Annotated in this window: 12 protein-coding genes and 2 pseudogenes; 8 read left to right on the top strand and 6 right to left on the bottom strand. The window is 60.6% G+C overall.

The window, feature by feature from the left end; translation table 11 throughout:
• The 3 genes from I8N66_RS21880 to lysA all read right to left on the bottom strand — a co-directional run.
• Positions 1 to 423 (bottom strand): ABC transporter permease (locus I8N66_RS21880; RefSeq protein WP_291157560.1); only part of this gene is annotated, 423 nt, incomplete at its 3' end.
• A gap of 116 nt (positions 424 to 539) precedes the next feature.
• Positions 540 to 2126: an ABC transporter substrate-binding protein gene (locus I8N66_RS21875; RefSeq protein ID WP_113537311.1), complete on the bottom strand. Its 1587-nt coding sequence runs from the start codon at positions 2124 to 2126 to the stop codon at positions 540 to 542.
• Positions 2127 to 2222: 96 nt separating this feature from the next.
• Positions 2223 to 3572 (bottom strand): diaminopimelate decarboxylase, encoded by a 1350-nt coding sequence (gene lysA / locus I8N66_RS21870; RefSeq protein WP_113537312.1) that lies wholly within the window; start codon positions 3570 to 3572, stop codon positions 2223 to 2225.
• A 175-nt stretch (positions 3573 to 3747) separates the two neighbouring features.
• Between lysA and I8N66_RS21865 the strand changes: the two genes are divergently transcribed.
• Together I8N66_RS21865 and I8N66_RS37580 are read left to right on the top strand one after the other, a co-directional pair.
• Positions 3748 to 4713 carry a LysR family transcriptional regulator gene (locus tag I8N66_RS21865; protein WP_291157557.1) on the top strand — a complete coding sequence of 322 codons (966 nt, stop codon included), beginning with the start codon at positions 3748 to 3750 and terminating at the stop codon, positions 4711 to 4713.
• A 247-nt stretch (positions 4714 to 4960) separates the two neighbouring features.
• Positions 4961 to 5317, top strand: a pseudogene (locus I8N66_RS37580) (protein-disulfide reductase DsbD domain-containing protein); the annotation flags it as partial.
• Between the two features lie 174 nt (positions 5318 to 5491).
• On the opposite strand, the gene I8N66_RS21855 reads toward I8N66_RS37580, so the two are convergent.
• Positions 5492 to 5662 carry a hypothetical protein gene (locus I8N66_RS21855; protein WP_291157555.1) on the bottom strand — a complete coding sequence of 57 codons (171 nt, stop codon included), beginning with the start codon at positions 5660 to 5662 and terminating at the stop codon, positions 5492 to 5494.
• On the opposite strand from I8N66_RS21855, the gene I8N66_RS21850 reads away from it, so the two are divergent.
• The 5 genes from I8N66_RS21850 (at position 5661) to I8N66_RS21830 (ending at position 11324) form a co-directional block, all read left to right on the top strand.
• Positions 5661 to 6794: a thioredoxin family protein gene (locus I8N66_RS21850; RefSeq protein ID WP_291157553.1), complete on the top strand. Its 1134-nt coding sequence runs from the start codon at positions 5661 to 5663 to the stop codon at positions 6792 to 6794. The genes I8N66_RS21855 and I8N66_RS21850 overlap by 2 nt on opposite strands.
• Complete coding sequence (locus I8N66_RS21845) at positions 6791 to 7615, top strand: TlpA disulfide reductase family protein (protein ID WP_291157551.1); 825 nt, start codon at positions 6791 to 6793, stop codon at positions 7613 to 7615. Before I8N66_RS21850 ends, I8N66_RS21845 begins: the two co-directional genes overlap by 4 nt.
• Before the next feature lie 97 nt (positions 7616 to 7712).
• The gene (locus I8N66_RS21840; RefSeq protein WP_291157549.1) at positions 7713 to 8321 is read left to right on the top strand and encodes a DsbA family protein; all 609 of its coding nucleotides are present in this window, start codon (positions 7713 to 7715) and stop codon (positions 8319 to 8321) included.
• Between the two features lie 837 nt (positions 8322 to 9158).
• The gene (locus tag I8N66_RS21835) at positions 9159 to 10898 is read left to right on the top strand and encodes an adenylate/guanylate cyclase domain-containing protein (protein ID WP_291157547.1); all 1740 of its coding nucleotides are present in this window, start codon (positions 9159 to 9161) and stop codon (positions 10896 to 10898) included.
• Positions 10899 to 11141: 243 nt separating this feature from the next.
• A complete protein-coding gene (locus tag I8N66_RS21830) occupies positions 11142 to 11324 on the top strand; it encodes a hypothetical protein (protein ID WP_113537318.1) in 183 nt (60 codons plus the stop codon).
• A gap of 70 nt (positions 11325 to 11394) precedes the next feature.
• Here the strand turns inward: I8N66_RS21830 and I8N66_RS21825 are convergent, their stop codons facing one another.
• Both I8N66_RS21825 and I8N66_RS21820 read right to left on the bottom strand, forming a co-directional pair.
• The gene (locus tag I8N66_RS21825; RefSeq protein ID WP_291157544.1) at positions 11395 to 12789 is read right to left on the bottom strand and encodes a sulfite oxidase; all 1395 of its coding nucleotides are present in this window, start codon (positions 12787 to 12789) and stop codon (positions 11395 to 11397) included.
• 342 nt (positions 12790 to 13131) lie between these two features.
• Positions 13132 to 13230 (bottom strand): annotated as a pseudogene (locus tag I8N66_RS21820) (NADH-quinone oxidoreductase subunit J); the annotation flags it as partial.
• Between the two features lie 291 nt (positions 13231 to 13521).
• Here I8N66_RS21820 and I8N66_RS21815 point away from each other — a divergent pair.
• Positions 13522 to 13830: a DUF982 domain-containing protein gene (locus I8N66_RS21815; protein ID WP_291157542.1), complete on the top strand. Its 309-nt coding sequence runs from the start codon at positions 13522 to 13524 to the stop codon at positions 13828 to 13830.
• Positions 13831 to 14021 lie beyond the last annotated feature (191 nt).

Here is a 14021-nt window from a genome sequence, read left to right as displayed (position 1 = left end):
CGATACACCAACCAGCGAAAAGCCCATGAAGAGGTGGTCGACGAGGGAATCGCGCCGCACCGCCGACAAAACACCCACGGGGATACCGATCACCCACGAAACGAGCGCCGCGCAGATGGTGAGAATGAGGGTGTTAGGGAAGGCGTTCAGGATCAGCGTCGTCACGTCTCGATTGAGTTTGATCGAAACACCGAGATCGCCCTGGAGGGCAGCAAAGAGGAACCGGAAATACCGCGTGAGGAGCGGATCATCGAGGTGCATCTGGGCCCGGACGCGCGCGATAACGTCTGCGCTCGCATGCTCCTTCATCAAGAGCGCGATGGGGTCGCCGGGAATCACGTTGAGCATGATGAAAAGCAGCGCCGTGATGCCGATCAGAACAGGGATCGAGATCGCGATACGCTTTATCACGAAGGTCAGCATCGAAAGAAATCTTTCACTCAGCCTCGCCGCACCGCAGGCGCAGGGAGGTTGGTCCTACAAGAAGGGGAAACGAGTGTGCGGGCGTTGGGTTACCAACGCCCGCCAGCAAAAACGTCTTATTCGACTTCCATCTTGTAGTAGCTCATATCGCTCCAACCGTTCCACGGCACCACGAAGTTCTTCACCCGCGGCTGGACCACATAGGCGTGGTCGAGGCTGAACATCGGTACCCAGGCGGCATCTTCCTGCACGATCCGGTCGGTCATCTTCTGATAGAGCGCGCAACGCTCCTCGGCATTGGTCATCGAGCGGGCCTTGTCGAGTGCTGCAAAGACCTCCTCGTCGTTGTTGTTGTAACCACGAACTGCCGTGCCGCTCTTGCTGAAGAACGTGTAGAAGAAGTTGTCCGGATCGTTGAAGTCAGCGGACCAGTTCTGCGTGTAGTTGTCGACCGTGCCAGCCTTGCGGCTGGCGAAGTAGGCCGACTCGTCCATCGTCTTGATCTGCGCGTTGAACCCGGCCTCCTTGATCTGGGCCTGAATGATCTGGTTCATGTCCGACCATTTCGAGGACCAGCTGCTGACCTGTGTGAGGTTGATGTCCACACCATTGGGGTAGCCCGCCTCTGCCAGAAGCTGCTTGGCTTTTGCCGGGTTGTATTCGATCGGTGTGGCAGCGGTGTAGCAGCTGATGCCGCGCGGGATGACGCCGTTCTCGATCGCACCCTTGCCGTAGAAATTCTTCTGGAGAATTTCATCGCGATTGATCGCCATCTGGAACGCCTTGCGGACGCGAACGTCGTCGAAGGGCTTCAGTGCCTGGTTGATGTGGTAGTAGTACATGCCGACGCGAGGGCCTGACCGAACCTGGTCTTTCCACTGATCGCTCCCGATAAAGTAGGGGAGCTGCGTTGGCGCATAATCGATGTCGAAAACATCCAGCTCACCCGATTCAAACAGGAGGCGCAGCGTTTCCGGGTCCGCAACGACCCGGATGATGATTTCGTCGAGCTTCGGACGGCCCTTGAAATACTTTTCGTTGGCCTCGAGGATCTGGTTGTCGTTGAGGTTGTATTCCTTCAGGATGAAGGGGCCGGTGCCGTTGGTCGTCTCAGGTGTCAGTCCATATTGATCGCCGAGCGGCTCGGTGAATTTCCGGTTGTAGATCGAGGCGCCCGGGCTGGCGAGCAGCGCGATAAAGGCTGCGTAGGGTTCCTTCAGGACGATCTTGACAGTGTACTTGTCCACCGCCTGCAATCCGGGAACCGAGGTAGCGGTGCCTTCCAAACGTTCCGCGGCGCCATCGACGAAGTTGAGGATGTCGGTGCTGAGGGCCTTGGTCTTGGGATCAAGCATGCGCCCGAAGGTATAGACCACGTCGTCTGCCGTCAGTTCCTCGCCATTGTGGAAAAGCACGCCCTGGCGAAGATGGAATGTGTACGTCTTGCCGTCTTCGGAGACTTCCCAACGCTCGGCGAGGCCGGGCACCAGTTGTGTCTGACCGGGGCCGCTTGTCTCTGCTTCCACGAGGCGATCGTAGACGTTGAGAGGCAGCGTATAGAAATCCTGCGTCATCTGAACGTCGACAGTCTTCGGATCCTCCTGGTAGGCGATCCGAAGTACGTGGTCGGCCGCTAGGCCGCTGGAGGTCAGGGCAAGCGTCACAAGCCCCGTTGCCATCAGAAATTTGACCCTATTGAGCATTTTCGTTCCCTTCTTATTAGTTCCCCATCCGGGTCGGCGGCCACGACAATCGCGGCGTCCTTTCCCGGCGGTCTCATTGTCGGACCAGTGTCCGGTTCAGCCTGTACTGCGGGCCATCGTCGGCTCGTGCGCGCCCGCCGATGGGCCAGCAACCTGCCATGCCCCCGCTTGCTCAAGCTTCAGCATCTCGTCGATATCCTGCCTATGGCGGACCGTTCTGAAGCGATTTCCTTCGACAAGGACCTCCGCGACGAGATCGCGGGAGTTGTATGTCGATGCCATCGAAGCGCCATAGGCTCCCGCACAGTCAAAGGCGAGCAGATCGCCCGCGTTGAGCGTGCCAAGCCCTTCATAGGATCCGAACTTGTCGGTGCTCTCGCAGATCGGGCCGACGAGGCTGTAGGCGGGAGCCTGTTCACCTGCTTGCGGCGCGCGAAGGGGGAGGATGGGGTGGTGTGCGTCGTAGAGCGCCGGGCGCATCAGATCGTTCATCCCGGCATCGAGAATTCCCATGGGGCCGTTCGCCATGTCTTTCAGATAAAGCAGCTCAGTGACGAGCAACCCCGCCCGCCCAACCAGCCAGCGGCCCGGCTCGACAGTCACCTTGCAGCCGAGATTGCCGACGGTCTCATGGATGATCGCGGCATACTCGGCGATGTCCGGACCAGCTTTTCCATCGTCAGCGATACCGATGCCGCCGCCGAGATCGAGGCGCGGGACAGCCAGGCCTTGGTCGCGCATCGACGTTACAAGGTCAGCCATCGTCGCAAAGGCTTTGCGAAACGGCGTCATATCCTGGATCTGCGATCCGATGTGAACGGCGACGCCAACCAGTTCCAGCTCGGGCCGTGCGGCAGCTTCGGCGTAGATGTTCGCCACATCACCGATCGCGATGCCGAACTTGCTCTCTTTCGTGGCTGTCGTGATCTTTGCGTGTGTCTTGGCATCGATATCGGGATTGACGCGGATCGCGACGGGTGCGCGCTTACCGAGGGAACGTGCCACCTCGGCGACGGCCGTGATTTCGGCAGGCGACTCCACGTTAATCTGATGGATACCCACCTCGATGGCACGGGCGATTTCAGCACGGGTCTTGCCGACACCGGAGAAGATGATCTTCGATGCCGGCACCCCTGCGGCCAGCGCGCGCTCCAGCTCGCCACCGGAGACAATGTCCATGCCGCAACCGAGGTCGGACAGCAGGCGCAGCACCGAGATGTTGCTGTTTGCCTTGACCGCAAAGCAGATGGAAGCCCCGATAGGGTGGACGGCGGCTGCAAGCTGCGCGTAGGTCGAGCGGATGGCATTCGCGGAGTAGCAATAAAAGGGCGTCGGCACCGCATGCGCGACCGCGCTCAGACAGACATCCTCGACATGCAGGCTGCCTGCCCGATAGCCGAGCCACTTCCGGTTACCGCCCTGACGGTTCATCGCTTCTGCACGCATGTCATTTGCCCATCACGAATATTAGCATTGCACGTTTAGCGCGATGATTTCAGAGCTTGTGATGAGAGGGAAATAATTGCTTCGGCTGTCTTATTCAGATTTGATATAGAAGCTGGGCGGCATTTTCGGCCCGTATTATGTGGCTCTTTCGAATGGAAATGAGCGAGACTGGACGATGCGGCTCAATCAACGACAACTAGAAATTTTCAACGCCATCATGATCAACAAGAGCATGATCGCGGCTGCAGCGGCGTTGGGAACATCGCAGCCAACGATCAGTCGCGAGCTACGCGAAATGGAGCAGCGGATCGGTTTCGAGCTGTTCCTTCGCTTCGGAAAGCGCCTGACGCCGACAAATCAGGCGCTGCTCTTGCACGAGGTTGTACGCCGTGCCTTCGTTGGCATGGAGGAAATCGGCCGGGCCGCGTCGGCGATCCGGATGCACAATGCCGCAAACTGCCGGGTCGCAACGATCCCCGCCTATGCCGAGGCCATCATCCCGCGCGTGGCACAGCGGCTGTTGAAGCTACGCCCGGCCGTTCATCTTTCTCTGCATTCCCTGGAGGAATTGTCGCTGCAACACGAAATGGCGACGACCGTGTTCGACTTGGGGGTCACAGAGGGACGATTCGAATATCAGGGGGTTGTCTCGCAACGCATCAATGTCGGAGACCTGGTTTGCGTTCTGCCCGTCGGACACTCCCTTTCAGCCAAGAGAATTCTCGAACCGACCGATTTCGAAGATGCGCCGTTCGTTTATTTCTCGCAGGATGATCCGTACCGAAGAAAGCTGGACGACATCTTCTTCGCCGCTGGCGTATCGCGAAGCTATGCCGTCGAAACGACGACGGCAGCAAGCGTGTGCTCGATGGTTTCAGCCGGGGTGGGCGTGTCGATCATCAATCCGTTGACAGCCGCGAACTATGTGGGCAAGGGCGTGGTCTTAAGGCGATTCAGCGTTGGCGTACCCTATTCGCTCGCCGTATGGCGCCCGACGCGCAAGGCGGGGTCAACGGCCGCCGAAAAATTCACTTCGGTTTTGAAAGAGGTTGCCCTCGAGATGCGTGCAACACTTCTGTCCGCAATGGAGGAAGCGCCACACTTCCCTCCCCTCCCGTTACCGGCCCGGCCGCGCCAATGACCGCAATGTCGACGATGTCGTCCCGTGACGCGGTCGGGTCTTCCTCATTCAGAAAAGCGTTCTTTAGATTGTCGCCCGACTGCCGTTCCATTCCAGCGACAATCTTCGGCGGCATGGAACGTCGCCTGCATCACTTCCTCTTCGGCCATCCGAATACGCACCAGATTCCGCGGGCCTTTGCTGCATCCTCCGCCGGCCAATCATCTTAAGGCTGCCTTAAGGCTGCGGCGTGATCGCTCCGCCGACGATGGAAGACGAGGACACAACCACGATGCGGAAAGCAGGCCTTCTGGCACTCATGTGGGTTTTGATTGCTGCAATCCTGCCGGCTCGCGCACTCGAAGCGCCCCTGCCGATGGATGAAGCCTTCGAGCCCATGGTCGTGAGGAAAGATGACGGCCGGCTGACGATCACCTGGAAGATTGCTGACGGCTACTATCTCTACAGGGATTATCTTTCAGCAGTGAGTGGTGACGATCGGCCGCTGGTTCTTCAGACGGAGCCTGGCAAGATCAAGGACGATCCGGGCTTCGGCACGACCGAAGTCTATTACAAGGAGGCCGCGGCTTCCGTTTCCGACGTGCCCAAGACCATTCGCCTAACCTACCAGGGCTGCCAGGATGGAGGGCTGTGCTATCCGCCGACGACCCGGACGATCGATACCGCCGCAATGACCATCAGCAAGCCGGGTGGCGGCGGTTTTGCCTTTACACCGACCAATGATGCCAGCACGGCCGAAGTGGGCGCCAGTGGCTTCTCCATCGCCGGCGACGGCGGCTCAACGGTCGTCGACCGGCTCATGACCGGCGGCGGGCTTGCCCTGCTTCTTTCCGGCTTTCTCGGTTTCGGCCTGCTGCTTGCCTTTACCCCTTGCGTCTTCCCGATGTACCCGATCGTCGCGGCCATGCTCACGCGTGAGGGAGAAGGGCTGACGGCGACGCGGCTTCATGCTTGCATCCGCCTACGTGTTGGCCCTCGCTTCCGCCTTCGGTCTCCTCGGCATCGCGGCAGCGTGGTCCGGGCAAAGCCTGCAGATCGTGCTGCAATCGCCCGTCGCGATCGGCGTGGTCGCAGCACTGTTCGTCCTCCTGGCGCTCTCCAGCTTCGGGCTCTTCCAAATCAAGCTGCCGGCAGCGGTCGGCAACGGCCTGAGCGGCGGCCCGAAAAAAGGTGGCTCGGTCGGCGCCGCCGCCCTGCTCGGCCTTTCTTCCGCCGTCCTCATCGGCCCCTGCGTGACCGCGCCGCTTGCCGGCGCCCTTCTCTACATTGTCCGGACGGGCGATGTTGCGGTCGGCGCACTCGCCCTCTTTGCCCTCGGCATCGGCAAGGGCATCCCGCTGGTCATCACGGCGACGATCGGCGGCAGGGCACTGCCGCGCGCCGGCGCGTGGATGGAGAATGTGCGGCACGTCTTCGGCTTCGCCTTCCTGGGAACGGCAATTTGGCTGGCGACGCCGCTGATACCGGAACGCTTCCTCCTCCTGCCCTGGGCGGTACTGGCCCTCGCTTTCGGCATTTACGCGGGCGCTTTCGACGGGCTGAGGCGCACGCGCGGCTATGGGGTGCTGGCAGGCTCAGGTGCCGTCCTCTCCCTCCTTTGGGGCAGTCTCCTACTGGTGGGTTTCGGCCTTGGGGCCAGCGATCCGCTCACCCCGCTCGGCCCGCTCAAGGGGGCGGCGGGAATTGGCCAGAAAGCCGCTATCCAGAAGTCGGATTTCACCAAGGTCAGACCTGTCGTCGGGCTCTCCAGCTTCCTCGATACAGCAGCCGCCGACAAGCAAGCCACCCTCGTCTATGTCACCGCGGACTGGTGCGTCACCTGCCGCACGATCGAACGATCCGTTCTGAAGGCGCCCGATGTCGCTGCCAGTCTTGAAGGGGTCCGGTTGGCAAGTCTCGATGTCAGCACCCTCGATGGGGAGAATGGCGCACTGATGCGTTCACTGGCCGTCGTCGGCCCGCCAACCATGATCTTCTTCGACAGCAGCAAGCAGGAGGCGCCCGGGACCCGCCTTGTCGGCGAAATCACACCCGCCGCGCTTGCGGACGCGGCACGGACTGCGAAGGGCGGCGCGCGATGAATGCCGTCGCGATAGGTCCCTTCGCCTTTTCCGGCGATCGATTTTCGGTGATCGCCGGGCTGATCGTCTTCATGCTGGTCGGCTCCCTCCTTGCCGCCCGCGTCGACAACCGGCTCGGAACCTTTACGACAGCTGCGGCGCTTCTCGGAATTGCCGGCGCGCGGGCGGGGCATGTGCTCGTCCATGCCGAGAGCTTCCTGCAGGAGCCATTGCGTGTTCTCGCCATCTGGCAGGGCGGCTTTTCCCCGACAGGCGGCCTCCTCGGCGTTCTCCTCGCGGCCGTGCTGCTCTGGCGAAAGGCACCTAAAGCCACACCTTGGGCGATCCTGCCGCTCGCTGCCGGCTTCTTCGTCTGGGTCGTCGTTACAACCCTCACCGATAGCGGGACTGCACCCCGTGCCCCGGGCACATCCTATGCCGTGCTTGCACGGGACGAGACCCTTGCCATCGCTGACCGCAAGGGCCGCCCGGCGGTTCTCAATCTCTGGGCAAGCTGGTGCCCACCCTGCCGGCGGGAAATGCCGATGATGGCTGAGATAGCCACAAGCAATCCGGAGGTCGACTTTCTCTTCGCCAACCAGGGCGAAAGCCGTGCTGTGATAGGAGCCTATCTGCGCCAAACCGGCGTCGACCTGGAAACCATCCTTGTCGACCCCTTTTCCGACCTATCCCGGCACTATGGCGCGATCGGCCTGCCAGCCACGCTTTTCATCAACCCGGATGGCACGCTCGCCGCCACCCATCTCGGCGAAATCTCCCGCGAGACAATCGCCGAGCGGCTCGCCGCCTTTCCATCTGAGGACAGGAAGCAGACAGAATGACAGCCCCGGTCTTTCCGACTTTCGCCGTTTGCCTGCGCGGCATGATCCTCGCCATCGCCGCCCGCGGCCCCAATCCATTCGCACAAGGAAAAATCTGATGCTCACCCGCAGAACCGTTCTGACCGCCACGGTCGCGACCGCCGCCGCCGTGTTTGTCGGAGGCAGATCATCCTTCGCCCAGCAATTGACCAAGGAGGAGGTGTTCTTTGACAAGGACGCGCCCGTCCTCGGCAATCCGAAGGGCGATGTCACCGTCGTCGAATTCTTCGACTATCAGTGCCCCTACTGCAAGAAAGTACATCCGACGGTCGAAAAGGTGGTCAAGGCCGACGGCAACGTGCGGCTGGTACTGAAGGACTGGCCGATCTTGGGCGAAGCCTCCGTCTTCGCCGCACAGGCCGTGCTTGGAGCCGCCCAGATCGGCAAATATCGGCCGGCGATGGAGGCTCTGATGAAAACCAAGGCAAGGCTCTCGCACGACGATATCGAAAAGGCCCTGACGGACGCGGGTCTTTCGATGAAAGAGCTAACGGCGGCCGTGAACACGCACAACGCCAAGATTTCCGGGCTGCTCGACCGCAACTACAGTCAGGCCCTCGCCTTCAATTTCGCCGGCACGCCATCCTTCATCATCGGGTCCGCGATCGTTCCAGGCGTTCTGGATGAAGACGGGCTGAAGAACGCCATCGCCAAAGCCCGCGGCTGAAGCACGCGGGCAGCTGCAGCTTGTCGGGATGACGCGGTAGTCATCCCGTAGGGTCAGTTGCAAGCCTACAGATTCCCGGCCGGGGCGGCTGCAGCTTGTTGGCAAAATCGATCTTCAGCGGATCGAAGGGTGCCAGACTGAACCGAGGCTCACAGTCGCCACGAAGAGGCCACCCAGCGCGCCGCCGATTACCAGATTGAACGGGAGAGGTCTTTTCATCACGTAACATGGAAGGCTGAAGGCACCTCGATCGTGCCGCAAGAGGCAGGTTTCAGCCTCACTTCCCACCAATCAAAAGTCGACCCTTGCCCGGAAGCTGGATGGTATCTTGGCAGCAAGCTCCCTCCAGGCGTGTTCGAACCGAGAGCTTGCGGACTGCCAAGGAGGCATCCCCTTTCTTGCCGTAACACGCGCGAGGACGGGCCCACCTGCTCTTTCAACTGTTACGATCACGCTTTGATGCCCGTCGTTTTCTGCGATCTTGTCCGCAAACGACCTGCCACAGGCCACGGCACGACTGTCGTTGGCGTGAAAAGATCCAACGCAGTCGCGGGTAATCCGCCCAAGCAGGTGAACGTGAAACAGGTATCGGTGCATGTTTCTACTCTAACAACGGCATCGCATTCTACTTATTAGCAGCATTTGGCACAGTCTGCGCGTGACAGTTGCGTGACCCGCCCCCTGACGACAAACCAACTGGATCGGTGTCCGGCTCCCGGGCGCCTCCTGCATGCGCTTGTCGCGGCGATTGCAGCAGGCGTATGCTTCCATGTGAGGGGGTTGGACGCAAACGTCTCAGCTCGTGCGCATTGCAATCCGTTAGGGCCCGCCGCTTAAATGGCCGAAGAACGCATCCAGCGCCGTCTTGCTGCAATCGTCGTCGCAGACGTCGTTGGTTACTCGCGCTTGATGGAGGAGGACGAGGTCGGGACGCTGGCAATACTAAAAGAGCGCCGGGCGACGATTCTTCAGCCTCTCGTCAGGGCTCATGGCGGCCGCATTGTCAAAGTGATGGGCGACGGAGTCCTCCTCGAGTTCGCAAGCGCGGTCAACGCCTTGTCAGGAACAATCGAATTGCAGCGGAAGATGGCAGATGCCAACGCTTCCCTCCCCGCCGCACGGCGTATCGTCTTGCGCATCGGCATTAATCTCGGCGACGTCGTCATAGACGGCAGCGACCTTTATGGCGACGGCGTCAACATCGCCGCACGGCTACAAGGCCTCGCTGACCCGGGCGCCATCTATGTGTCGGCGGCGATACGAGATCAGGTCAACCGCAAGCTCGTCCTCAACTTTGACGACCTCGGACCAACGTCCCTGAAGAACATCGCGGAACCGGTTCATGTCTACCGCCTCTGCTCGGAATCGGCCCCGAATTGCCGCGAGGGACAATCCGCGCTGCCACTGCCTGCGAAACCGTCAATCGCGGTACTGCCTTTCACCAACTTCAGTGGCGACCCCGAACAGGATGTGTTTACGGATGGATTGACGGAAGACCTCATCACCGACCTTTCAAGAAATCCCGGCCTCTTCGTCATCGCTCGGCATTCGACCTTTGCCTACAAGGGAAAATCACCTGACCTTCGATCGGTCGCGCGTGAATTGGGCGTTCGCTATATCCTGGAGGGCAGTGCGCGCCGCGCCGGCGGACGTGTGCGCATCAATGTGCAGCTTATCGATGCTGCCGGCGGAGATCACCTCTGGGCCGAACGCTTCGACCGAAACCTCGAAGACATCTTCGCCGTTCAGGACGAAGTCGGGGACAAGATCGTCGAGGCCCTTGTGGGACGCTTTGCGCAACCACCCGCACGGAAACGCCCGAAGAGCCTCGAGGCCTATGATCTTTGCGTGCGCGGGCGAAGCTTGATCTCCGCGTTCAACAGTTCCCCGGAAGCGCTTCGAGAGGCCGAGATCGTATTGAGCCGGGCCGTTGCCATCGATTCCGGGTATGCGGAAGCCTTTCGTTGGCTGGCTTTTGTTCACTGGCAATTGTGGGCTCAGGGCATCGAACCCACGGGAACGAACCGGACACGAGCCCTTGAGCTGGCCCGCAAGGCAGTGGCATTGGACGAGAACGACGCCGCCAGTCATTGGTTTATCGGATACTTGCTTGCCTATGAAAAGCGCTGGCCCGAGTCCGATGCCGCGTTCGCTGCCACCTTCAGACTGGAACCGAACAATGCAGATGCGCTCGCCATCCGTTCGGAGCTTGTGGCGTTCGCAGGTCGTGCATCGGAAGCAATCGAACTGGCCCAAAGAGCGCTCCGAATGAACCCGCATCCGCCCGGGTGGTACTATTGGCAGCTTGGGTTCGCCCATTACGCGGCCTGCCAATATGAAGAGGCCGTCAGGATTCTGCGCATGGAGGCGATCTATCGCAGTCCCTCGCGCCGCATACTGGCAGCGAGCCTTGCCCAACTCGGACGCAGAGATGAGGCGATGCGTGAAGCAGCTCTTTTTATGGCGATGGCCCCCAAATTCACCATCGCTCACTGGGCTGCCGCGCAGCCCGCCCGCGACCCGCAGATAGTCCAGCGATTCATCGAAGGCTATCGCATGGCCGGATTGCCGGAATGACTGCACCTTGGGTTTCCGGCTGCTTCGTTAAGGTTGCCGCTGGAAGCATTTGACCGGGCGGGTTTGTAAGCTGCCTCAGCGAGGCGAAGCCGTTCCGTTTCCTCCAGAACGACTGCGCAGACATCACATTGCCGAACACCGCCAGCGGCAGCGTCGTCGACCACACGGGAAAACGCCACACGCAGTGAACGGAACCATTTCACCAGTCGGGGATTGCTCCTGTGCGAGTTGAGGAGTTCCCGAATGAGCAAGGACAAGAAAGCCCAAGAGGCAATAGAGGAAACGGGCAAGGAGCCTGCGGGCGGCGAGCATCTTCCGACCGCCGGGCCTCACGCCAAGGACAGGCTCACCGACAAGAGTAAAACCCCGGGCACCGGTTCGCTGCCCGACAACGACGATGAAAGCGTTGTGCCCGGAAGCGGCTGAACTGTCATGCCCGCCTCCATCGAAGGAGGCCCGTCCTTGCCGGACGTTTCTCTCTACTGCTCGGCAACGTTCAGACTACCTGTGCCGCGACCGTGTGGATCGAGTTGTTGCCGTAGCCCTGACGGTTCCACTCGGCGCGTTCAGGTTGGCTCCGGCCCGCCATGTCGGTGGCGCGCGCCCGCACGGTAAGCGGGCCGGTCCGCTCAAGTCTGGTGATCAGCTCCCACCATTGCCAGGCAGACCGCCGCCGTTCACCAATGAGCCGCGCCTCGCGCCACGGGCCACCGTTCAGGCTTACATCGACCTTGGATATACTCCCGCCGCCCGACCAAGCGACACCACGGATCGCCGTCTCGCCACGCGGCAGGTTTTCTCCCTGGTCAGGCGAAGATATCAGCGCTCGCACGTTCATCAGCTTCACCGGCGCGCACTCGTCTTGGCCTTCCCGCACCCAATGGTACCAGTACTTCTCCATTTGATAGTGTGCCGCGCAGGGCTGGTCGGTTACGATGATCTCGGTCAGCCACTTGACGGATGCGACCGCGTACCATCCCGGCACGATCAGCCGCAAAGGGTAGCCATGAGGTAAGGGCAGCGGCTCGCCGTTCATCTCGTAGGCAAGGAGGGCGTCGGCTTCGCGGATCTGCTCGATACTGAGGCCACGTTCAAAACGAACGGGCGCGCCATGCTCGTCGATGATCCCGCTGTCCGCACCGCGGAATGTGACCTCCTTCGCACCGGGCTGAAGGCCAGCTCGCTCAAGCACCTCCATCAAGGGAACGCCTGTCCACTCGGCTGTGCTGACGGCCCCCAGACCCCAGGCTTCGCCAGCCACGGCCGGTTCGAACAAGCTGCGGCCATTGCCAGCGCATTCCAGCGTCACAACGAGGCTTTCGGCATGGAGGTTGTGAAGCTCCGTCATGCTCAGGCTCAACGGCCTCTCGACCAACCCGCCAATCGAAAGCCGATAGCCGTCGTCGTCAAGGCGCGGAATATCGAAATGGTTGCGTAAGTAGAACCGCCCGTTGGGCATCACGGCACCACCCGCGAGGTCCGGCACAGAGGTCTCGCCGTTCAGCGGATTGACACGATGTATGAGAAGCCCAGCCTCGATTGCATCCTGGCAAGCATCTGCCGTATCGACCAACGCACCAGAACCTTCAACAATATTGGCATCGCACCCGCCGCTCGAAACGACCGCGGCGCAAGTCGTCGCAGCGGTCACTTCGACCTCCCCGACTTCACGGAATGGCGCCAAAAACGCTTGGAGAACGACCTCATCCGCCGCCTCCGCAATGAAGAACAGTGAATGTGAGCCCCTTGCGACGGCTTCGGCCCTGATCACAACACCGTGGCGAGCGGCATTCGGCCGGCTCAAATGGTTCAGTAACAGAGCTCCCTTGGCCGGATCACGCGCGGGGCAGCTGTCGGGTGAGTGCTGATGGTGCACAATGAACAAGGACATCGAAATCTCCGTGCGGTTTCGCTGCGTCTGTGCTGAAATAATTGCCCATGCGAATGAGGAAAGGTCTTGCTGACCAATATCGCTCAATAAGCCGCAAGTGCTGTACTACGCTCGGCGTCCGCTAGCGGTATCGCAGTGAGCCTCGGCAACTCTCTCAAGGGCATCGACGCCTGAGCGTGCTCGCGTACAGTGTCGTCGTCGCATTGCGGAATGAAAATCGATCACGGTGCTTCCGGTTTCCGTTCCTCACCCGGGAGCGCACTCCGGCTATCGGAACGACTGCGGCGACGACCCCGGCTAAACGTGTCGGGCGTCCAAATGCGCCGTGAGCAGGCGAACAAACATCAGCGCCAGTGCGCCATGGACGGGATTGCGCGCGATGACCACCGTCAGGCCCATGATCCCAGCCCCGGCAGAGTATAGAACGAAGAACGCCTGCTCCGTCGACGCAAACTCTCCGCGCTGCTGCGACGAGAGCGGTACGTTCGCGAGCCAATCGGAAACGAGTGGCGCTAATACCCGGGGATGAGGAGGCGAACCCACGGTAGGAGTGGCATCGAGATGCTTGGCCTATTGGCGGTGCCTGGTCTCTACCGCATTCGCATGCCCGATACGACGAAATGACTATCCTCGCCATCGCGGCGAAGGCTCCATCGTTGTTGAACGACGCGATCCGTCGTTGTATTATTTTATTAATATTTTCATTATGTTAACCTGCGGAAGGAGGACACAATGCGCCTTCCTGAGATACCTTGGGTCGTACCGTTGTCTGTTCGTTTGCAGTCAGGATCAAACCGCATTTTCGCCTCGGTGTACGACGCGCTAGATTTTCTGGAACATGAATGGCCCCTACGTCACGGACAAGGCTATGAGCGGGCCGTCATAACCTGCCGCGCTGCGCTCAATCGCTCTGTTCCGGCGGCGGTCGCGCGGGATGCGTTTATCGGTGCCTGCTTGGAGGCTGGCATGGCAACGTCGGCAGTTGCCAACAACTATCATCATGCCTGCCCAGGATCTCACGGCAACAAGCCGATAGGTTGATATTGCCGAGCCCCGGCTTCGTGCCTGTTGGACACCCGCTATATTGCTCGCCAGTACTTGGAGGCTCTGGCTGCTATCGATGGCCTGACAATCCATCGATAGCAGCCAGTTCGTCGTCGAATGGACTGGAATTTTGCGCGGATGCGTCCTCCCGCTCCCTGCTTTGACGGAAGCAGGATCCGCATTGGCCC

It is taken from the genome of Ensifer sp. SSB1 (genome assembly GCF_016652895.1).
In the GTDB taxonomy this organism is placed as follows: Bacteria; Pseudomonadota; Alphaproteobacteria; order Rhizobiales; family Rhizobiaceae; genus Ensifer.
Note: the sequence above shows the minus strand (reverse complement) of the source record. Positions and strands in the feature narration are given on the sequence as shown.